Raw genomic sequence first — 20,536 nt, 5'->3', positions numbered from 1 at the left:
CTTAGGATGATCTCTTTCGTATCATCGAAAGGATCGTGTCGCCTATGCAGAACCACGAACCGACCGTTGCGACGGAGTCGCCGGAACAGCATCACCTGCAGCGAAACCTGCGAAACCGCCACCTGCAGTTGATCGCGATCGGCGGCGCCATCGGCACCGGCCTGTTCATGGGTTCGGGCAAGACCATCAGTCTCGCCGGTCCATCGGTGATCTTCGCCTACGCCATCATCGGCAGCGTGCTGTTCTTCATGATGCGCGCCATGGGCGAGCTGCTGCTGTCCAACCTGAACTACAAGTCGTTCGTCGACTTCAACTACGACCTGCTCGGGCCTTGTGCCGGATTTTTTACCGGCTGGACGTACTGGTTCTGCTGGGTGGTTACCGGCATCGCGGATGTGGCCGCCATCACGGGCTATATCCAGTTCTGGGTGCCGGGCGTACCGCTGTGGTTGCCGGGAGCGGCGTGCATCGTCCTGCTGCTGAGCCTCAACCTGCTGACGGTGAAGTTGTTCGGCGAACTGGAATTCTGGTTCGCCCTGGTGAAGATCGTCGCCATCGTTTCGCTCATCGTCATCGGCATCGTGCTCATCGCCATCGGCTTCACCTCGCCGTCGGGCGCCAAGGCCGCGGTGTCGAACCTGTGGACGCAGGGCGGCTGGTTCCCGCACGGTGGCAGCGGGTTCATGGCCGCATTCCAGATTGCGGTATTCGCCTTCGTCGGCATCGAACTGGTGGGCACGGCATCGGCCGAAGCGCGCGATCCGGAGAAGACGCTGCCCAAGGCGATCAACTCCATTCCCATCCGCGTGATCGTGTTCTACGTGCTCGCGCTGCTGGTGATCATGACGGTGACGCCGTGGAACCAGGTGGTGCCGGACAAGAGTCCGTTCGTGAACCTGTTCATGCTGATCGGCATTCCGATCGCGGCGAGCCTGATCAACTTCGTGGTGCTGACTTCGGCAACGTCGTCCGCCAACAGCGGCATCTATTCGACGGGCCGCATGCTGTACGGCCTGTCGGCGGGCAGGCTCGGCCCGAAACCGTTCGCGCGGCTGAGCCGCAACAATGTGCCGGCCAACGGCCTGGCCTATTCCTGCTTCCTGCTCTTCATCGGCGTGTTCCTGCTTTACCAGGAAGGCAACGTCATGAAGGTCTTCACCATCGTCACCACGATCTCCAGCATCTGCTTCATCTTCGTGTGGTCGTTGATCATGATCGCGTACATGCGCTACCGGAAGCTGCATCCGGAGCGCCACACCACCTCCATCTTCAAGATGCCCGGCGGCGTGGCCATGTGCTGGCTGGTGCTGGCGTTCTTCGCGTTCGTGCTGTGGGTGTTCGCGCAGAAGGAAGACACGCTGCAGGGTTTGATCTATACGCCGATCTGGTTCGTGTGCCTGGCCATCTGCTACCCGTTCTATCGCAGGCAGGCGATCGAGCATCGCAAGCAGACGCATTGATGGGCGCCGCCTGGACAAAGTACCCGCTGAATCGCTTCGTTGCCCATCAAACTAGCGAGAAGATTTCAGATGAGCGAAGTGTGGAGCTTGGCGGGCAACACCGCCCCCATTGAGGAAGACACTGTTATCGGCACTCTTCGAGCCCGCGTGAGTAACGGAGAGCTCGAGACATGGCTGACGAGTTCGTCGGGCCGCACCCTGGCGTTCGTGACCAACAAAGCACGCGCCATGGTGATGCTTTGGCGGAACGAGAGCGACCCCGGAGAACACGCCATAACCCCTCAAGCGGGAGATGGTCTGAGCGAAGGGTTCGTCCTTGCGAATGGTCAGCGCGACGAGTATTACGACACCGAAACCGTTCCTCTCGAAGAGGGACTGCGGATCGTGAAGCACATTGTCGGCAGCGGATCGTGGCCGGCAGATTCACAGTGGATGGCAGATAGGTAGTCTCTTCAATGCAAAACTGGAACCGGGGCAAAAAAAGCGACCACGAGGGTCGCTTTTTTTGTGAATGCCGATGCTTGCATCCACTAAATTTGGAGCGGGAGATGAAATCGCCGCTGCATCCACTCGCGAGGTTGGATGCAACGGCCGAAACGACGGCTTGAGATGGTAGCTCCCATGCCGATCACACCGTTGGCGAAACGACACCTTTGAATTCGTTCCGACGGATGACGACCTTGGTCGTCCTCGTCATGAATGCATCGGGCGCGTCTTCCCAGTCAGCGACCAGCGTTGCGACCTTGAGAGGGTCGAAATGCCCTCCCCGCACGAGCTCGATCACGCTGGGAATATCCCGCCGGGGATGCGACAGGCCGACATGCAACGTGGTGCTGCTGGCATACATCTGCATCAGCGGCAGACCCGTCTTCTTGGCGAAGTAGAAACCTACCGCCGTACATCTGCCACCTGTTGAAAGAGAGCGCAGGGCATAGCGCAGGCCAGCGGCGGTGGAACTGGCCTCCACAGCAGCCAGATATGGGCCACGCACGCGCGGCGCATGGCGATCGAACCATGCCGATCCACGCTTGGTTTCGATGACGCGCGCGCCGAGCATTTCGGCGATACGCAGTCGTTCGGGATCGTAATCCACGTAATCCACCCGCGATGAGCCTAGCGCGACGGCCATGCCCGCCGCGTAGAGCCCAATGCTGCGCGCACCGCCGCCCACGACCAGGATGGGCGCTCCTGGATGCGCATGGAGCACCGGCCCGACGCCGCGCCATGCGTCAGGCATGTTGTCGCTGGCGCTGGCGAGCTTGAGCGGATCGATGTCGCCCGGCACGGGAACCAACATCGCATCGGCGAACGGAACGCGCAGGAGATCGCTCACCATACCGCCCCACGGGCCCAATGACGCGCCGAATCCATATCCTGAAAGAAGGGTTTCGCCCGCCTCGCTGCAGTGGGACGTATGTCCGCCGTGACAGGTCGGGCAGCTGCCACAGGAGATGGACCACGGCACAATGACGAGCTGCCCCTTGCGGATGTGCTGTACGTTCTCGCCGCATTCCATCACTTGGGCAATGCATTCGTGGCCGATCGCAAACGGCTTCCCATAGGGCGACGCACCGAGGACGTCGGGCAGTATGGGGTCGAAATAATGCAGCGCGATTCCGGCACGCAGGCCAGTGCTCACATGGTTGAAGATCGGCAGGTTGTCGCCATCGCATCGGCTTGCGATCACCGGGCGCACCAAGGCTTCGAGTGGACCGTGGAGGCGAGGCTCCGCGACCGATCGCCACTCGACGCGACGAGTCTTCATATAGGCAAGTTCCCGCATTCGGACCTCCGTGTTGCCTGCGCGGGACGCCTATCGTGGCGGACCGTCAACGGCTTGGTTAGTGAATGCGCGGTAGTCTAGAGTTGGGACCCGAGCCCCAGGTCAAGGGGCTTACGACAATTATTTGAGAGGCATGCATGAAGACAGGGATGTTGATAAAGCGCGCAGGCATCAGCCGCGACACGCTTCGTTACTACGAGCGCGAAGGCGTGATCACGCGGCCGGCCCGCGTCGCCAACGGGTATCGCGACTACCCGGAACAGGTGCTCACGGAAATTCGCTTCATCCGCCTCGGCCAGTCGGTGGGTTTGCCGCTGCGTGTCATTCGCCGCGTTATTCCTTTCCTCGCCTCGCCCGTGCCCGGATGTCCCGAACTACGGGCCGTGCTCGAGGCGCAGATGGCAGCCATCGAGAATCAATTGCAGAAACTCCACGACGCAAAGACCCGGCTGGAAAAATGGCTGACCAACCATCGCGCCGCGGCGCTTGTCGGGGTCTGAGCAAACGGTGATTCAATCCGTAGCGTCCTGAGCGCATCGGCTCCATCGAGCCGATGCGAACGCGCACTGCCTTCGCTGACATCTGTCAGATGCAGGCCGGCCTCAGGCAACAAAAAAGCGGCCCTGGGGCCGCTTTGAAGTGTTGATCGCGATGCATCGATCAACCGAATTTGGAGCGGGAAACGAGACTCGAACTCGCGACCCCGACCTTGGCAAGGTCGTGCTCTACCAACTGAGCTATTCCCGCATCGGAGTCGCGCATTGTAATGGCTAATGCGCGGCCGTCAAGCACCTGTCACAAAGAAATTCAGTCTTCGCTGCGGGGCAACGGGCGGCCCGAGCCGTCGCCCTTCAGGCTGGGCCAGGCGGCGCGCAGGTAGTACAGGCCCGACCAGATGGTGAGGATGCCGGCGATCACCAGCAGCCCCTCGCCGATGTGATACAGGCGCAGGGCCTCGGCGTCCTTCTCGTGCTGAACGATCAGCACGATCAGCGCCACCATCTGCATGGTGGTCTTGAGCTTGCCGATGAAGGCCACCTTCACCGTGGCGCGCATGCCGATCTCGGCCATCCATTCGCGCAGGGCCGAGACGCTGATCTCGCGTCCCACGATGATGGCCGCCGTGACCGCCATCAGGATGCCCGGCCAGCCGCCGCGATGCGTTTCCACCAGCAGGAACAGCGTCACCGCCACCATCAGCTTGTCGGCCACCGGATCGAGGAAGGCGCCGAACGCCGAGGTGAGATTCATGCGGCGGGCGAGATAACCATCCAGCCAGTCCGTGATGGCCGCCAGCATGAACACCACGGCGGCCGTGATGTTGTGCCCCGGAAACTGCCAATAAAACACCACCACCATGACCGGCAACAGCAGTACACGGAACAGGGTCAGCCAGGTGGGCAGGTTGATGTGCATAAATCCTTTCCGGTTGAAGCGTTCAGCAGAGGGATGCAGAGATCATGGAAGCAACCGCCTGCGATTCACATCGTGGATCATGCGGGATTTTGGCTTTCGCCGGAATGACGCGGAACACTCAATTTCCGGTCGATCAACCATGGAGTGCAGCATAGATGCGTTCGGCCAGCCCGCGATCAATGCCTTTCACGCGGGTCAGTTCTTCTACGCCGGCCGCTTCCACGCCCTGGAGGCCGCCAAAGGCCTTGAGCAGGGCCGAACGGCGCCGTGCGCCGACGCCCGGCACATCTTCCAGCACGCTGCGTTCACGCGCTTTCTCGCGGCGCTTGCGATGGCCGGTGATGGCAAAGCGATGCGCCTCGTCGCGCACCGCAGCCACCAGATGCAGCGCGGGCGACGCCGGCCCGGGATGCAGATTGCGGCCGGAATCGGCCAACACCAGCGTCTCCTCGCCCGCGCGCCGGCCCGGCCCCTTGGCCACGCCCACCACGTGAATGCCGGTGACGCCGAGCTCCTTGAGCACATCGAGCGCCTGCGCCACCTGCCCGCTGCCGCCGTCGATCAGCAGCACATCGGGCTTGGCGCCCTCGCCCTCGGCCACTTTGCGAAAACGGCGCACCAGCGCCTGGTGCATGGCCGCGTAATCGTCGCCACCGGTGATGCCGGTGATGTTGAAGCGGCGATAGTGCGATTTCTCCGGCCCTTCCGGACCAAACACCACGCACGATGCCACGGTGAGTTCGCCCATCGTATGACTGATGTCGAAGCACTCGATGCGACGCGGCGGGTCCTGCAATTCCAGCAATTTCTGCAGATCGTCGAAACGCGCGCCCAGCGTCTGACGACTGGCGAGCCGGGCCGTGAGCGAGGCTTGCGCGTTGCGCTCCGCCATCTGCAGGAAGCGCGCGCGTTCGCCGCGCACGCTGGACTTCAGCTCCACCGCATGACCCGACTGCTGCGCCAGCATCTCGCCAAGGATCTGCTGGGTCGGCAGCGTCTCGCCGAGAATCAGTTCGCGCGGCACCGGGCGATCGAGGTAGTACTGTGCAATGAACTGCTCCAGCACGTCGGAAGGCTCGGCATCCAGCGGCAGGCGCGGGAAGAAATCGCGCGTGCCCAGGCTGATGCCATTGCGGAAGAACAGCACGCTCACGCAGGCCATGCCCGCTTCGATGCGACACGCCAGCACGTCCATGTCCGCGCTCGCGCCCTGCACGTGGTGCTCGGCCTGCAGCTTGCGCAGCGCGGCCACCTGATCGCGGAATGCCGCGGCGCGCTCGAATTCCAGCGACTTGCTGGCGTTCTCCATCTGGCCGGCCAGCTCGTCGATCACGGCACTGCTGCGGCCTTCGAGGAACATTTCCGCGTGGCGCACGTCGTTGCGGTAATCGTCTACCGTGATGAGCTGCACGCACGGCGCGGTGCAACGCCCGATCTGGTGCTGCAGACAGGGACGCGAGCGGTTCTTGAAATAGCTGTCCTCGCACTGGCGCACCTTGAACAGCTTCTGCATCAGGTTGAGGCTTTCGCGCACGGCGAACGTGCTGGGGTACGGCCCGAAATAGCGACCCGGCATGTTGCGCGCGCCGCGATGGAAGGCGAGGCGCGGATAGTCCTCGCCACCGGACAGATAAATGTACGGATAGCTTTTGTCGTCGCGCAGCAGGATGTTGTAGCGCGGCTTGAGCGACTTGATCAGCTGCGATTCCAGCAGCAGCGCCTCGCCCTCGGTGCGCGTGATAGTGATCTCGACGCGCGCGATCTGCGACACCATCGCCGCAATGCGCGGCTCCATGCGCGGCTTCAGGAAATAGCTGCCGACGCGCTTCTTGAGGTTGCCGGCCTTGCCCACGTACAGCAGCTCGCCGTCCTCGTCGAAATAACGATAGACGCCGGGCGAAGTGCTGAGGTTTTTGACGAAAGCCTTGCCGTCGAAGGCTTGCGGCGGCGGTGTGGACTGCATCGTGTGATTCTATCCGTTCACTGGCGCTGCAGGCGCGCGATCAGGCCATCCACGCCCTGCTCCGCCAGCGCCACGGCGCGGTGGAAGCCGTCCACGTCGCCAAAGTACGGGTCGGGAAACTCGTCCGGCGCGGCGACGCCTGCCCAGGGCAGGAACAGGGTCGGCTCCGTGCCGCTGCCGCGACGCAAGCCTTCCAGCGTTTCCAGGTTGTCCTGGTCCATGGCCAGCACCCAGTCGAAATCCCGGAAGTCGGAGGCTCGTACCTGTCGCGCCCGATGCGGCGACAAGTCATAGCCAGCATCCGCCGCGGCACGGACCATGCGCGGATCGGCGCCCTTGCCCACATGCCAGTGTCCCGTGCCGCACGAGGCCAGCGTCAACGCCAGACCGGCCTGCGCGCTGCGCTGGCGCGCCACCGCCTCCACCAGCGGGGAACGACAAATGTTTCCCAGGCACACGAACAAAATGGATGGCTTGTCCACGGCAGTCATCAGGATGAATGTCCTCATCGGAACGGGTTGACGATCGCCTCTGGCGAAACGGTTCGCGCACGGGCGCGGACCACGGCTGACGACATCGCATGAACCCACGAAATGGCTGCGGCATGGCGCGCAATCAAGCCCTCCGACAATGACCAAAGTCACGATTGTTGTGTAACGCGAAGTCTGCCTATGCTTGGGCGGTCCACAGGGAGGAGAAAGGAAGTGAAGCGCAAGCTCGTTACGATCACGGCGGCCGCCGTTGCCATATTGCTGTGCCAAGGCGCCATCGCCGGAACCACCGACCAGGACGCAGCCGCAGCCAACGCCTCGCCTGCCGCAAGTCCCGGCGGCAGCACCGCTGGCGATCGCCCGGCCAGCGTCGACGAAGACCGCCCCCAGCCGTCTCCTCGTTTTTCCGCGGCCATGAAGAATTCCGCCGGCACCGGCACGGTGGTGGTGATGGTGCAGGTGGGGCCTGATGACAAGGCCAAGTCCTTCCACGTGATGATGTCGTCGGGGTCCAAGGCGCTGGACGACGAGGCCATTCGAACGGTGAAGGGCTGGTCGTACAAATCGGCCATCAAGAACGGCACGCCCAGCGATGGCTACGTACAGGTGCCCATTTCCTTCAACAAATAATCGCCGTCTTCAGGCGCGGATGACGCGTGCCGGCGAACGCAGGGAACGAATGGAGAAGCGCTGGTGGGCTGCCTTCCACTCCCCATCCTGTTCGTACTGGGCTTTCTGATTGGTCGTGCCGTCGCCGGTATCAACGGCGCCCTGTGGGGCGCTGGCATTGGATTGGTGGTCGGTCTGGTGCTGGGCGGGCTTTTCGTGATGCTGCTGCGCCGACGACGCTAGCGCTCAGCGACCGGCCAGCCAACGCTCCGCACGTTCGAGATCGGCTTCCGTATCGATGCCCGGCGGAAACGGTTCGGGCGTAAGACGGGCCGCAATCGGAAAGCCGTGTTCCAGCACGCGCAGCTGCTCCAGCGACTCGGCCTGTTCCAGCGGCGTGCGCGCCAACGTGGTGTAGCGCTTCAAGAAACCTGCCCGATAGGCGTAGATGCCGATGTGTCGCAGGAACGGCACGCCGTCGGGCAACGCATCGCGATGAACCGCAAACGCATCACGTGCCCACGGCAAGGGCGCACGGCTGAAGTACAAGGCGCGACCGGTCGCCGAGCGCACCAGTTTCACCACGTTCGGATCGAATAGTTCGTGCGCGTCCGTGATCGGCGTGGCCAGCGTGGCCATGGGCGCATCGTCCTCGGCGAGTGCGAGTGCCACCTCACGAATGCCTGCGGCGGGTGCGAACGGCTCATCGCCCTGCAGGTTCACCACGATGGCGTCATCGGGCCACGCATAGCGCTCGGCGCATTCGGCCAGGCGGTCGCTGCCCGAGGCGTGATCGCTGCGCGTCATGCACACATCCACGCCCTTCCCTTGCAGCGCGTCGGCAATGCGTTGATCGTCCACTGCCACTACCACTTGCGACGCCCCCGCCTCAAGCGCACGCTGCGCCACGCGCACCACCATGGGCACGCCGGCAATGTCGCGCAGGGGCTTGGCCGGCAGGCGCGTGGAACCGTAGCGGGCGGGAATGGCGACGATGAAGGAAGGCGTGGCAGTGGGCATGGCGACCTCGGCGTGAAGCCTCAAGGTTACCTGCACGATCCGCAACGAGCGAGATGCACGAGCGCACCCCGCTTCGGGTGCGCTCCCGCCATAGCGATTCTCAAGCCGTTTTCAGCTCGAATCCGCAGCTGTTGCCCAATTCGAAGAAGCCCGGGAACGAGGTCGCCACATTGGCGCAATCGTTGATGCGCACCGGGCCACTGGCGATGAGGCCGGCCGCGGCAAAGCTCATGGCGATACGGTGATCGCCGTGGCTTTCGATGGTGCCACCGTGCAGCGGGCCACCGTGGATGGTGGCGCCATCGGGCGTTTCGTCGACCACGGCGCCAAGTGCGCGCAGGCCCGTCGCCATCGCGGCCAGGCGATCGGATTCCTTCACGCGCAATTCGGCTGCACCGCGAACCACTGTCTGACCCTTGGCCGCCGTGGCGGCGACGAACAGCGCGGGGAATTCATCGATCATGTCCGGCACCAGCGCCTCGGGCAGTTCGATGCCGTGCAGCGGCGCATGGCGCACCACCAGATCGCCCACCGGTTCACCGCCGCTCTCGCGTTCATTCTCGACGCGAATATCCGCCCCCATCAATCGAAGCGCTTGCAACAGGCCGGTACGGCGCGGGTTGAGTCCTACTGACGGCAAGCGCAGCTCCGAGCCCGGCACAATGCTGCCGGCCACGAGGAAGAACGCTGCGGATGAGAAATCCGCCGGCACATCCACGTCGGTAGCGCGCAGCGTGTGTCCGCCGCTCAGCCGTGCACGGCCGGGCGCAAAATCGATGGGCCATCCGAACGCGGCCAGCATGCGTTCGGTGTAGTCGCGCGTCGGATGCGGCTCGATCACTTCCGTTTCGCCCTGCGCATACAGGCCAGCGAGCAACAGCGCCGACTTCACCTGCGCGCTGGCGACCGGCAACGTATAGGCAATGCCATGCAGCGCCTGACCACCACGCACGTGCAGTGGCGGCAAACCATCCTGCGTCTCGATCGTCGCGCCCATGCGGGCGAGCGGATCGGTGACGCGGCGCATGGGGCGCTTGGAGAGCGATTCATCGCCGATCAGCGTGCTGTCGAACTCCTGCCCTGCAAGCAGGCCCGCGAGCAATCGCATGCCGGTGCCAGCATTGCCGCAGTCGAGTTGCTGCGTGGTTCCGCGCAGGCCGTGCAGGCCCACGCCATGCACGACGCGCTCGCCATCGGCGGGCGCATCGATGCGCACACCCAGCAGTTGCAGAACGGCGGCGGTGGCGCGCGTGTCTTCGCCTTCCAGGAAACCGCGAATGCGCGATGTGCCTTCCGCGAGTGCGCCCAGCATGAGCGCGCGGTGCGAAACGGATTTGTCGCCAGGCACACGCACGCTGCCCTTGAGCACGCGGGCGTGGTGACTGGTCCAGTCGAGTCGGGTCACGATAAATTCTCCAGCGGCCGCACGCGGCGGCCAGATACCTGTCAGGGCAGCGCCACCGGGTACGAACCGAGCACGCGCACTTGCGCGGCGGCTTCGCCCATTTCCTTCAATGCGGCCTGCATCGGTTCGTCGTTGATGTGGCCGGATACGTCGATGAAGAAGGCATACTGCCATTTGCCCGAATGCGCGGGACGCGATTCGATGCGATTGAGGCTGATGTCATGCGCGGCGAACGGCTTGAGCACATGAAAAAGCGCGCCCGGCTTGTCGTTCACCGTGATGAGCAGCGACGTGCGGTCGTTGCCCGAGGGCGGAAACAGCGAGCGGCCGATGACGAGGAAACGCGTGGTGTTGTCCGCGCGATCCTCGATGGCTTGCGCCACCGTCTTCAGTCCGTACACGCGACCAGCCGTTTCACCGGCGATGGCGGCGACGTCGTCGGCATGACGCGCCAAACGTGCCGCTTCGGCATTGCTGCTCACGGCCACGCATTCGACGCCCGGCAGGTTCACGCGCAACCACGTCTTGCACTGCTGCAGCGACTGCGCATGCGCATAGACGCGCTTGATGCCTTCCAGCTTGCCCTGCAGCGAATGCAGGCACTGGTGCACGCGCAGTTCCACTTCGCCGCAGATGGTGGCGTCGGAGGTAAGGAACATGTCCAGCGTTACCTGGATCATGCCCTGCCCGGAATTTTCCACCGGCACCACGCCGAAATCGGCATGGCCGGCGGCAACTTCCTGGAACACTTCCTCGATGCTGCCCAACGGCAGGCCGTAAGCGGCATGGCCAAAATGCTTGCGCACCGCCTGTTCGCTGAAGGTGCCCTCGGGGCCGAGAAAACCGACCTTGAGCGGATCTTCCTGCGCCAGGCAGGAAGACATGATCTCGCGAAACAGCCGCACCATTTCCACGTCGCTGAGCGGACCGTTGTTGCGATCCACCACCATGCGCAGCACGTGGGCCTCGCGTTCGGGACGGTAATAATCGATCGCCGACAGTCCTTCGCCCTTCACGCGCGCCACTTCCTGCGCCCAGCCGGCGCGCTCGGAAATCAGCTGCTGGATCTGCTGATCGATGCTGTCGATGCGTTCGCGCACGTCGGAAAGCGAGGATTTCTTATCGGTCATGTCGTGGGGCTGCGGAAGCAAAGAAGTCCACTTGGGGAATCACCGATAGTCCTTGATCGGCGACCTATCGTGCAACGGTTTCATCCGTGACGTTTGGCAAAGTCCTGCATGAAACTCACCAGCGCCTGCACCGCGTCGAGTGGCACCGCGTTGTACAGCGACGCACGCATGCCGCCTAACGCCTTGTGACCCTTGAGTGCAAGCAGGCCAGCGGCTTCCGATGCCTTGAGGAAATCCGCATCCAACGCGCTGTCGTGCAGCGTGAATGGCACATTCATGCGCGAACGCGAGTCGTGCGCCACCGGGTTGCGATAGAACCCATCAGAGTGGTCAATGGCGTCGTACAGCAACGATGCCTTCGCCGCATTGCGCTCGCCGATGGCGGCAAGCCCGCCCTGTTCCTTCAACCACTGGAACGTGAGGCCCGCCAGATACCAGCCCCAGGTATTGGGCGTGTTGAGCATGGAATCGTTCGCCGCATGATCGGCGTAGCGGAAGATGCGCGCCATCGGCCGCGCGGCGCGCTCGAGCAGGTCGCGACGAATGATCATCACCACCAGGCCCGAAGGACCGATGTTCTTCTGCGCGCCAGCGTAGATCAACCCGAACTTCGTCACGTCGATGGGGCCGGACAGGATGTCCGAGGACATGTCGGCCACCAGCGGCACGTCGCCGACCTGCGGAATATCGTGAAATTCCACGCCGTGGATGGTTTCGTTGGGCGTGTAGTGAACATAGGCGGCACGCGGATCGAGCTGCCACGTGTCGCGCGGCGGAACGCGCAGGTAGTGTTCGCCCTTGCTGCTCGCTGCCACGTTCACTTTGACGTACGGCGCCGCTTCGCTGGCCGCCTTCTCGCCCCAGTGGCCGGTCACGACGTAATCAGCGCTGTCGCCCTCGCTCGCCAGGTTCATCGGGATCTGGGCGAAATGCTGCGTGGCGCCGCCCTGCAGGAACAGCACGGCGTAGTTCTCGGGAATCGCCAGCAGTTCTCGCAGATCGGCTTCCGCCTGCTGGGCCAGGCCCATGAAGAGCTTGCCGCGATGGGACAGCTCCATCACCGAGGCTCCGCAACCCTGCCAGTCCAGCAGTTCGCGCTGGGCGCGCTCCAGTACCGGTTGCGGCAGCGCGGCCGGGCCAGCGCTGAAATTCCAGAGTCTGCTCACTAATGGCGCCTTGGAAAGAGAGGTCGCCGCATTATGCCGCGTCGCAGCAACACGGCGTCAACCCAACGCGGGACGCCTCGATATCGCCTTCGCGATGCCTTAGAAACGCACCAGTAAGGCCACGGCAATGCCCAGCGCGAGCACCGCGGCGGTAGCAATGAGCCACCACACCTCACCGCGAGGGCCGGCGTCTTCTTCCGGCAGATGCGGTTGCTCGGGTTCCGGATGCGGGATCTCGGGCTCCGGCTCCAGCCCTGGCGCATCCACCACGAAACGATGCATGCCCAGGCTCACCTGGTCGCCCGGACGAAGGGCTGCCTGCACCACCGGCACGCCATTCACGCGCAGCGGGTAGCGCTCGGACTGCTGACCGGCCTCCAGCATCAGTTGCCCATCGCGCCAGAACAAGGCCAGCGAGGCCGTTTCGCCCTGCGGCAGCTCGAGCGGAATGCCGCCGTGCGGACCCAGCTCCAGCTTGTCCTGCAGCGGCAGCACGCGGCCCGACAACGGCCCGGCCACCGCGCGCAGCGCCACGGTGCAACGGCCTTCGGCGGGCACGGTCACGGGCAGGCTGTGGGCAGGCTCCTCGTCGGCGCGCAGCAGCATGCGACAGTCGCCCACGCTGAGGATGTCGCCGGGGCGAAGCAGCGCCTTTTCGCGCACCGGGCGCGCATTCACATAGATGCGGTTGCCCTGCGGAAGCATCTGCAGCACCCACCCGCGGCGATCGAGCTGGATGCGCAGGTGATACGCGCCCGCCTGATGCGATGCCAGGATCAGATCGTTGTCAGGCGCGCTGCCGATGCGCAACACGGGGCCGTCCCAGTGGAAATCCTCTCGGGGCGAATTGGGAAACTCGATGCGCATCAGTGAACCAGTCGATGGACGGCGCGACTCTAGCAGATGCCTACGCCTTTAAGCGCCTGTTACCGGCCTGAAACGGCACGATGCGCGACGGATAGGCCGAGCTTGGCCGCGTGACATACCATGTCACTTTTGCCCTTGCAGGAGTTCGCCCGTGCCCAAGATCGACATCCGCCGCCCTCACCAATTGTCCATCGCCGAGGCACGTGCCGTGGTCGACAAGGTCGCCGCACGCATGCAGGAGAAGTTCGGCATGGAGGGCCAGTGGCAGGGCGACGTGCTGCGTTTCTCCCGTCCCGGCGTGAACGGCAGCATTGCCGTGGCCAGCGACGCCATCCAGGTCACGGCCGAGCTGGGCATGATGCTGGCGCCCCTCAAGGGCATGGTGGAACAGGAGATCCGTCGCAAGCTCGATGAGCATTTTGGCTGATGATTCTTTAACCATCGGAACTTCCGTGGCATAATCGACGGATTAAGCAGCCACGACGGCTGCCCTGCCCCCACGGAACGCATGGCCAAAGACGACGTCATTGAAATGGAAGGTACGGTCCAGGAGACCCTGCCCAACACCATGTTCCGCGTGCAGCTGGAAAACGGCCACGTGATCACGGCCCACATTTCCGGCCGCATGCGCAAGCATTACATCCGCATCCTCACCGGCGACAAGGTGAAGGTGGAAATGACCCCCTACGACCTCACCAAGGGTCGCATCACCTATCGCATGAAGTAAGCGAAGGCCGGGTTTTGCGGGCCCGTATGGGGCCACGCAACCGATTGATGGCATTGAATATGAGGGGCCGCGCGAGTGCGCGGCCTTTTCTTTTGTCCCGTACCGGTGTGCCACAAAAAAACGGCGCCGTATCGCTACGGCGCCGCCTCTTCCGGTAAGCGAAGACCGGGACTTACCAGACCATACCCGCACCAATGCCCGCGCCCCCACCGCCGTGCTGCGAACCGGTGGCGCTGAACTTGACGATATAGCGACCGCTTTCCGAGATGGCGGACATACCCACGGACACCGCGTTCTGACCCTGGTAGGTACCGAAGGCCACACCCACGCTGTTCTGGCTGGGCTGGTACGCCTGCGGCAGGCTGGCGACCGCGATGGCCGACGCACTACCGGCACGCGCCTGGCGGCTCACATTGGTGACCGCCTGATCGGTGTAGTTCTTCGCCCAGTTGGCCGTCTGCTGCATGGCATCGTTCACCTGACCCACCGTGGCCGCGTCCGAGGACACCCGACCCGCCGCCACGTTATGGATGATGGTCGGGTCGCCACCGGAATTCAGCGTGACGCTGGCAGTACCGTCGGTGTTGTTGTCATAGGTGACGGCCTTATTGGTCGAGCCATCGCCATTGACCACGCCCGCCGACTTCAACTGCGACACGTTCACCGCATCCGTGTCGGCCGTACCGGCTGCCACGTTGGTAATCTGACGCTCCTTGCCTGCCGAACCCACCGACACCGTGTTGTCGCGGTCGGCCACGGCATCAGCGCCGACTGCCACGCTGTTGCTGCCCGTCGCCTGTGCCCCGTTGCCCACAGCCGTGCTGCTGCTACCCGACGCCACTGCGCCGTTGCCACCTGCCGTGGCGCGCTGGCCCGACGCCACCGGCTGCGTACCGTTGCTGTCGGCGCTGACCTGGAACATGCCGCTCTGACCATTCGTCACGTTGTTGGTCATGTTGTTGACCGTATTGGTGACGTTACTGAGACTGTTCTCGACGTTACCCACGCGGCTGTCGAGCTGGTTCGGCCAGTTGGCCATTGATGGTGGTGATGTCGCTGGTGTTTTGGGCCACCTTGGTGTTCAACGTGTTGATTGACACGGTGTTACCGGCGATATCGGACGTGTTCTGTGCGACGTTGGTGTTCAGAGTGTTGATCGCGCCGGTGTTGCCGGCAATGTCGCTGGTGTTCTGCGTCACCTGCGTATTGATGGCATTGATCGACGTCGTGTTGCCCGCGATATCCGAGGTGTTCTGCGCCACGTTAGCGTTGGTCGCATACAGCTGCGACCCGTTGACCGCATCGGTGCTGGCCGCCGACAGGTCGCCGTTCTTCACGTTGGTCAGCTGCACCGGCGCCGTGGCGCTGGCGCCACCCAGGGTCACCTTGTCGTGCGTGGACGAGTCGTACATCACCGCATCAGCCAGTTGGCCGTTGATGGTGGTGATGTCGCTGGTGTTCTGGGCCACGTTGGTGTTCAGGGTGTTGATCGAGCTGGTGTTGCCGGCGATGTCCTTGGTGTTCTGCGTCACCTGGGTATTGAGGGTGCTGATGGACGTCGTGTTACCCGCGATGTCGGCGGTGTTCTGCGTCACGTTGGCGTTGGTCGCGTTGAGCTGCGACATGTTCACCGCATCGGTGTCGTTCACTCCGGCCGTGACGTTCTTCAGCGTGCGGGTATTGCCGTTCTTGTCGGCAAAGTCCACCGCTGCACCATCGGTATCCTTGCCCACCGTCAGGTCGGCACCGGCGGCCGCCTGCTGCACCAGACCCACCGTGCCGTTGTTGAACTGGTTGCTGATATCGACCACGGATTGGTTGACTGCGCCCAGTGCGGCATCGACCTTGTCGAAGGCCTCGCCCACGTTAGAAGCTGCACCGCTGGACCCCGCGATGGCGTTGGCATGAGTCAGGCCAAAACTGGTTTTCGACAGCGCGCCCGTCGCCGGATCGTAAGACGTGCCACCACCCAGAGCTGCAGCCGCGGTTGTTGTTCGCGATATTCGTCGCGTTCGTAGTCACCTGCTGATTGGTTGCAAAAAGCTCGCTGCCGTTGACGGCGTCCGTCGAGGTTGCAGAGAGCTGACCGGCCGCGACATTCTGAAGTTGGCGCGGTGCGGTGGAGGAACCGATGCTCACTACGTCGCCAGCTGCCGGCGCGCCGCCCGCGAAGGTGAAAGCATTGCCGCCGATGGTCGCACCCGGCGTTGCCGTAGCCGCAGCCACTGTCGAATTGTTACCCAATACGACAGCACCATTGAGGCCAGTGCCAACGTTGACGGTGTTGCCCATGACGAAGGCATTATCAGAACTGATCGTATTGTTGTTGCCGACGGAGTAGCTGTTGTTGCCGTTGATCGTGCTCGGATCGCCAAGCGCGCCGGAATTATTACCGTTGACCAGGTTGCCCGTGCCGATGCTGATGCTGCTCGTGCCGGAGGCTTGCGCGCCATTGCCCATGGCAAGGCTATTGACGCCAGTGGCAGAAGTATTTGCGCCGAGAGCCATCGCATCTGTGTTGCTCGCGATGGACTTTCGGCCCATTGCAATCGATTCGGTGCCGGAGGCCCAGGCACTTTTGCCCTCGGCAATCGAATAATTGCCGGAGGCCACAGATGCCTCGCCGGCTGCGAGCGAATAGCTGCCCTGCGCCAACGTTCCACCACCGAGTGCCGTCGCCCCCGCCGCAGTGGCACTGGAGCCCAACCCGAATGCAGTCGAAATGGTTGCGTTTGCATTTGCTCCTGAGCCGAAAGCGACACCACCCATACCGGCAAATGAGTTACTGCCAATGGCAGTCCCAGAGCCCACAAAGGTGACAGATGAGCCGTCGGGTCTGGGCGCTATTACAAGACTGGTGCTCCCTGTTGCAGACGCGCTCTGGCCGATTGCGATTGAGTTGTTGCCTATTGCGCTGCCCTGCGCCCCCACAGCCACAGCCCCCGTTGGAGCGCCTGTCCAGCCACTGCTGTTCGCAACAGCGCCGGCGCCAATCGCGGTGTCATACATAAGGTTGGCTGTGGCGTTTGCGCCCACGGCGGTGGCATAGTTTCCATACACGGCACCCCCTGGTGTCGATGCGCCCGCGCCGATTGCGGTGTTGTATGTGCCAGTGGCCGAGGCGCCATTACCCATGGCCATGGAGTTGGCGCTACCAGCAGCTGTTGAGGCGCCAACGCCGACGGCTATCGAACCCGCACCTGCCGCGCCGCTGTTGGTGTAGTTGCCGCCCTGCGTGCCGCCGTCATTGATGCTGTAGTAATGCGCCTGTGCCGCATTGAGCTGAGAAAGATTGACCGCGTCGCTGGCCAGCGTGCCATTGGCCAGATTCGTGATCTTCTGGCCGCTCATATTGACGGCACTATGGAAGGTGGCGGTCTTCCACACGTCGAGGTAGCCGCCCAGGTTCAGCGAGTCCTCGCTGCCGTTGGTCAGGTTGGAGGCGTAAAAGATGGCGTTGGCGCCAGGATTACCCTGGCCGCTGGCCGAGGTTCCGCTCGGCACCAGACAGTTGGCACCGGTGATGACAGTCCATGTGACGCTGCCGTCGTCAGAGGTTACCTTGCAGCTGCCCGTAGTTTCCTGCGGATTGCCGTTCACGCCGACGGCGGCATGCGCCGTGCCCGAAAGACCGCCTAGCATGCCCGTCGCCAGTACGGCGGCGACAGCCATGTGCTTACTGCTACCGGACTTCCTGCGTCCCTTAGCCAGTTCTGAAGCCACGACCCAATTGCCGGCAACTGCATTCCAGACGATGCGATAAACGGTATTCATGAATGGCCTCAGGAAACGATGTCAGACAGTGGGCGAACGATTCGTTCGCTAATGACTGGACATACTGATTTTTTGAGCCAATCACTTACATCGGAACATTCCTATGCCGCACATAATTTATGGCGTCGCCATTCCAATGGCGCACTTTGCGCTTTCAACGTCTGCCTGAAATCCATGGGCGCTGGCGCCTTTTCGTAGCGCCGCGCATCGTTGGTCGATATGAATAAAAGCAAAAAGGCCGCGCAAAGCGCGGCCTTTTTGCTGGCGTCCTCCGCCATTACAACGGGTGAATCAATTGATCGTTGCGGGCACGGCTTCAGTGGCCTCGGTGGTTACCACCAGCTCGCCATCGGTCACGCTCAGGTGCACCTTGCCGCCTTCGGCCAGCTTGCCGAACAACAGCTCGTCGGCCAGCGCACGCTTCACCTTCTCCTGGATGACACGCGCCATCGGACGCGCGCCCATCTGCGGATCGAAGCCATGCTCGGCCAACCAGCGGCGGGCATCAGCGTCGACGTCCAGGCTCACATGCTTCTCGCTGAGCTGGGCTTCCAGTTCGATGAGGAACTTGTCCACCACGCGCAGGATGTGATCGAAGTCGAGCGCGTTGAACTGGATGATGGCGTCCAGGCGGTTGCGGAATTCCGGCGTGAACATGCGGCGAATCACCTCCATCGCATCCATCGAGTGATTCTGCTTGACGAAGCCAATGCCGCGACGCGATGCCTGCTGCGCGCCCGCATTGGTGGTCATCACCACAATGACGTTCTTGAAGTTGGCCTCGCGACCGTTGGTGTCGGTGAGTACGCCGCGATCCATCACCTGCAGCAGGATGTTGTACACATCCGGATGCGCCTTCTCGATTTCGTCCAGCAGCAGCACCGCGTGCGGATGCTTGGTGACCGCCTCGGTAAGCAAGCCGCCCTGGTCGAAGCCGACGTAGCCCGGAGGCGCACCGACCAGGCGCGACACCGAATGCGCTTCCATGTACTCGGACATGTCGAAGCGGATCATCTCGATGCCCAGCTGCATGGCCAGCTGCTTGGTCACTTCCGTCTTGCCCACGCCCGTGGGGCCGGCGAGCAGGAAGCAGCCGATGGGCTTGGCCGGATCGGCAAGTCCCGAGCGCGCCATCTTGATCGATGCCGACAACGCCTCGATGGCCTGGTCCTGTCCGAACACCACCATCTTGAGGTTGCGCTCGAGGTTCTTCAGCACATCGCGATCGGAGGCAGAGACCTGCTTGGCCGGAATGCGCGCCATCTTGGCGACGATGTATTCCACCTCAGGCACGTCGATCTTGCCGGTGCGCTGGTCGATGGGCAGCAGACGCTGACGCGCGCCGGCTTCATCGATCACGTCGATGGCCTTGTCAGGCAGCAGGCGATCGGGAATGTGCTTCACCGACAGATCCACCGCGGCCTTCAGGGCCTCGCTGGTGTAGGTGACGTTGTGATGCTCTTCGAAGCGCGAGCGCAGACCCTTGAGGATCTCGAGGCTGTCGGCCACGGTGGGCTCGACCACGTCGATCTTCTGGAAGCGACGCGCCAGCGCGCGATCCTTCTCGAAGATGCCGCGGAATTCCTGGAACGTGGTGGAACCGATGCAGCGCAGCTCGCCCGACGCCAGCATGGGCTTGATCAGGTTGCTCGCGTCCATGGTACCGCCCGAGGCGGAACCCGCGCCGATGATGGTGTGAATCTCATCGATGAACAGGATGGCGCCTGGCTGCTTCTTGAGCTGGCCGATGACCGCCTTCAAGCGCTTCTCGAAATCGCCGCGGTACTTGGTGCCGGCCACCAGCGCGCCCAGATCCAGCGACCAGATGGTGGCGTTTTCCAGCACCTCGGGCACGTCGCCGTCCACGATGCGCTTGGCCAGGCCCTCGGCGAGGGCCGTCTTGCCTACGCCGGCTTCGCCCACGTAGAGCGGGTTGTTCTTGCGGCGGCGGCACAGCACCTGGATGGTGCGCTCGATTTCGTCCTGGCGGCCGATCAGCGGGTCGATCTTGCCTTCCAGCGCCAGCTCGTTGAGGTTGCTGGCGTATTCGCTGAGCGGGTTGCCCTTGGGCTCGCCGTCTTCGGCTTCGCGCTCGGAACCGGGCATGCTGGTGGACGGCTCGTCGCCGATCTTGGCGATACCGTGCGAAATGTAGTTGACCACGTCCAGACGCGTGATCTCCTGCTGGTGCAGGAAATACACGGCGTGCGAATCCTTTTCGCCGAAGATCGCCACCAGCACGTTGGCGCCGGTGACTTCCTTACGGCCGGAAGACTGCACGTGGTACACCGCGCGCTGCAGTACACGCTGGAAGCCCAAGGTAGGCTGGGTATCGCGCTCGTCCCCGTGCGGCAGTACCGGTACGGTTTCGGCAATGATCTTTTCCAGCTCACGCGTCAGGCGCGGCAGGTCGACGCCGCAGGCGCGCAGTGCGCCGAGGGCCGACTGGTTTTCGGTAAGGGCAAGCAGAAGGTGTTCCACCGTCATGAATTCATGACGCTGCTCGCGGGCCTGCTTGTAGCACTGGCCGATGGTGACTTCGAGATCCTTGCTGAACATCCGGACCTACTCCGCTGTGTGGCTGGGCGCCGCGCGCCCCGATAGCTACGAAATGGGGGTGCTGGAAAGCTCTTCAATATCCATGCCAGAAGGCGCCGGGAACGAGGGGGAATGTGTGAAGGCTCCCAAACCATCCGCAAAGGCAGACCGGCAAGCCGCGGTGCAC

20 protein-coding genes and 1 tRNA gene are annotated in these 20,536 nt (G+C 63.1%); 7 read left to right on the top strand and 14 right to left on the bottom strand.

Going from position 1 to position 20,536, the window contains the following annotated elements:
- Positions 1-44: 44 nt before the first annotated feature.
- On the top strand, positions 45-1,460 hold the full coding sequence (cycA, locus tag ABIC75_RS00445) for a D-serine/D-alanine/glycine transporter (protein ID WP_354011892.1): 1,416 nt from the start codon (positions 45-47) through the stop codon (positions 1,458-1,460).
- A 69-nt stretch (positions 1,461-1,529) separates the two neighbouring features.
- Positions 1,530-1,907, top strand: a complete 378-nt coding sequence (locus ABIC75_RS00440) for a hypothetical protein (protein WP_354011891.1) — start codon at positions 1,530-1,532, stop codon at positions 1,905-1,907.
- 181 nt (positions 1,908-2,088) lie between these two features.
- On the opposite strand, the gene ABIC75_RS00435 is transcribed toward ABIC75_RS00440, so the two are convergent.
- A complete protein-coding gene (locus tag ABIC75_RS00435) occupies positions 2,089-3,243 on the bottom strand; it encodes a zinc-dependent alcohol dehydrogenase (protein WP_354011890.1) in 1,155 nt (384 codons plus the stop codon).
- Between the two features lie 137 nt (positions 3,244-3,380).
- Here ABIC75_RS00435 and ABIC75_RS00430 point away from each other — a divergent pair, with 137 nt between their 5' ends.
- Positions 3,381-3,743, top strand: coding sequence for a MerR family transcriptional regulator (locus ABIC75_RS00430; protein WP_354011889.1), 363 nt, complete (start codon positions 3,381-3,383; stop codon positions 3,741-3,743).
- A 171-nt stretch (positions 3,744-3,914) separates the two neighbouring features.
- Here ABIC75_RS00430 and ABIC75_RS00425 read toward each other — a convergent pair.
- The 4 genes from ABIC75_RS00425 to ABIC75_RS00410 all read right to left on the bottom strand — a co-directional run bounded on the left by ABIC75_RS00425 (position 3,915) and on the right by ABIC75_RS00410 (position 7,113).
- A tRNA-Gly gene (locus ABIC75_RS00425) sits at positions 3,915-3,990 on the bottom strand.
- A gap of 60 nt (positions 3,991-4,050) precedes the next feature.
- Entirely contained in the window at positions 4,051-4,659 is a 609-nt protein-coding gene (gene pgsA / locus ABIC75_RS00420) for a CDP-diacylglycerol--glycerol-3-phosphate 3-phosphatidyltransferase (RefSeq protein WP_354011888.1), read from the bottom strand.
- Between the two features lie 133 nt (positions 4,660-4,792).
- Positions 4,793-6,622 carry an excinuclease ABC subunit UvrC gene (gene uvrC, locus ABIC75_RS00415; RefSeq protein WP_354011887.1) on the bottom strand — a complete coding sequence of 610 codons (1,830 nt, stop codon included), beginning with the start codon at positions 6,620-6,622 and terminating at the stop codon, positions 4,793-4,795.
- A 17-nt stretch (positions 6,623-6,639) separates the two neighbouring features.
- Positions 6,640-7,113: a low molecular weight protein-tyrosine-phosphatase gene (locus ABIC75_RS00410; protein ID WP_354011886.1), complete on the bottom strand. Its 474-nt coding sequence runs from the start codon at positions 7,111-7,113 to the stop codon at positions 6,640-6,642.
- Between the two features lie 213 nt (positions 7,114-7,326).
- Between ABIC75_RS00410 and ABIC75_RS00405 the strand changes: the two genes are divergently transcribed.
- The gene (locus tag ABIC75_RS00405) at positions 7,327-7,743 is read left to right on the top strand and encodes an energy transducer TonB (protein WP_354011885.1); all 417 of its coding nucleotides are present in this window, start codon (positions 7,327-7,329) and stop codon (positions 7,741-7,743) included.
- 63 nt (positions 7,744-7,806) lie between these two features.
- The gene (locus ABIC75_RS00400; RefSeq protein WP_354011884.1) at positions 7,807-7,965 is read left to right on the top strand and encodes a hypothetical protein; all 159 of its coding nucleotides are present in this window, start codon (positions 7,807-7,809) and stop codon (positions 7,963-7,965) included.
- 3 nt (positions 7,966-7,968) lie between these two features.
- On the opposite strand, the gene kdsB is transcribed toward ABIC75_RS00400, so the two are convergent.
- From kdsB to ABIC75_RS00375, 5 genes are all read right to left on the bottom strand, one after another.
- Positions 7,969-8,742, bottom strand: coding sequence for a 3-deoxy-manno-octulosonate cytidylyltransferase (gene kdsB, locus ABIC75_RS00395; protein WP_354011883.1), 774 nt, complete (start codon positions 8,740-8,742; stop codon positions 7,969-7,971).
- Between the two features lie 100 nt (positions 8,743-8,842).
- Positions 8,843-10,150, bottom strand: coding sequence for a 3-phosphoshikimate 1-carboxyvinyltransferase (gene aroA / locus ABIC75_RS00390; protein ID WP_354013037.1), 1,308 nt, complete (start codon positions 10,148-10,150; stop codon positions 8,843-8,845).
- 38 nt (positions 10,151-10,188) lie between these two features.
- The gene (gene pheA, locus ABIC75_RS00385) at positions 10,189-11,277 is read right to left on the bottom strand and encodes a prephenate dehydratase (protein WP_354011882.1); all 1,089 of its coding nucleotides are present in this window, start codon (positions 11,275-11,277) and stop codon (positions 10,189-10,191) included.
- Between the two features lie 80 nt (positions 11,278-11,357).
- Positions 11,358-12,443, bottom strand: a complete 1,086-nt coding sequence (gene serC, locus ABIC75_RS00380; protein ID WP_354011881.1) for a 3-phosphoserine/phosphohydroxythreonine transaminase — start codon at positions 12,441-12,443, stop codon at positions 11,358-11,360.
- A 99-nt stretch (positions 12,444-12,542) separates the two neighbouring features.
- The gene (locus ABIC75_RS00375; protein ID WP_354011880.1) at positions 12,543-13,310 is read right to left on the bottom strand and encodes an FHA domain-containing protein; all 768 of its coding nucleotides are present in this window, start codon (positions 13,308-13,310) and stop codon (positions 12,543-12,545) included.
- Between the two features lie 151 nt (positions 13,311-13,461).
- Here ABIC75_RS00375 and ABIC75_RS00370 point away from each other — a divergent pair, with 151 nt between their 5' ends.
- Positions 13,462-13,737: a polyhydroxyalkanoic acid system family protein gene (locus tag ABIC75_RS00370; RefSeq protein ID WP_354011879.1), complete on the top strand. Its 276-nt coding sequence runs from the start codon at positions 13,462-13,464 to the stop codon at positions 13,735-13,737.
- Between the two features lie 81 nt (positions 13,738-13,818).
- Positions 13,819-14,037: a translation initiation factor IF-1 gene (gene infA, locus ABIC75_RS00365; RefSeq protein WP_019466733.1), complete on the top strand. Its 219-nt coding sequence runs from the start codon at positions 13,819-13,821 to the stop codon at positions 14,035-14,037.
- Between the two features lie 172 nt (positions 14,038-14,209).
- Here the strand turns inward: infA and ABIC75_RS00360 are convergent, their stop codons facing one another.
- From ABIC75_RS00360 to clpA, 4 genes are all read right to left on the bottom strand, one after another.
- A complete protein-coding gene (locus ABIC75_RS00360) occupies positions 14,210-15,076 on the bottom strand; it encodes a YadA-like family protein (RefSeq protein WP_354011878.1) in 867 nt (288 codons plus the stop codon).
- Positions 15,036-15,902, bottom strand: a complete 867-nt coding sequence (locus ABIC75_RS00355; RefSeq protein ID WP_354011877.1) for a hypothetical protein — start codon at positions 15,900-15,902, stop codon at positions 15,036-15,038. The genes ABIC75_RS00360 and ABIC75_RS00355 overlap by 41 nt, the downstream gene beginning before the upstream one ends.
- A gap of 1 nt (position 15,903) precedes the next feature.
- Complete coding sequence (locus ABIC75_RS00350) at positions 15,904-17,811, bottom strand: ESPR-type extended signal peptide-containing protein (protein ID WP_354011876.1); 1,908 nt, start codon at positions 17,809-17,811, stop codon at positions 15,904-15,906.
- Positions 17,812-18,102: 291 nt separating this feature from the next.
- A complete protein-coding gene (clpA, locus tag ABIC75_RS00345; protein ID WP_354011875.1) occupies positions 18,103-20,370 on the bottom strand; it encodes an ATP-dependent Clp protease ATP-binding subunit ClpA in 2,268 nt (755 codons plus the stop codon).
- Between the last annotated feature and the right edge of the window lie 166 nt (positions 20,371-20,536).

The organism is Dyella japonica (genome assembly GCF_040545895.1).
GTDB lineage: Bacteria > Pseudomonadota > Gammaproteobacteria > Xanthomonadales > Rhodanobacteraceae > Dyella > Dyella japonica_D.
The sequence above is the reverse complement of the archived record's forward strand: the minus strand, read 5'-3'. Positions and strand labels throughout refer to the sequence as shown.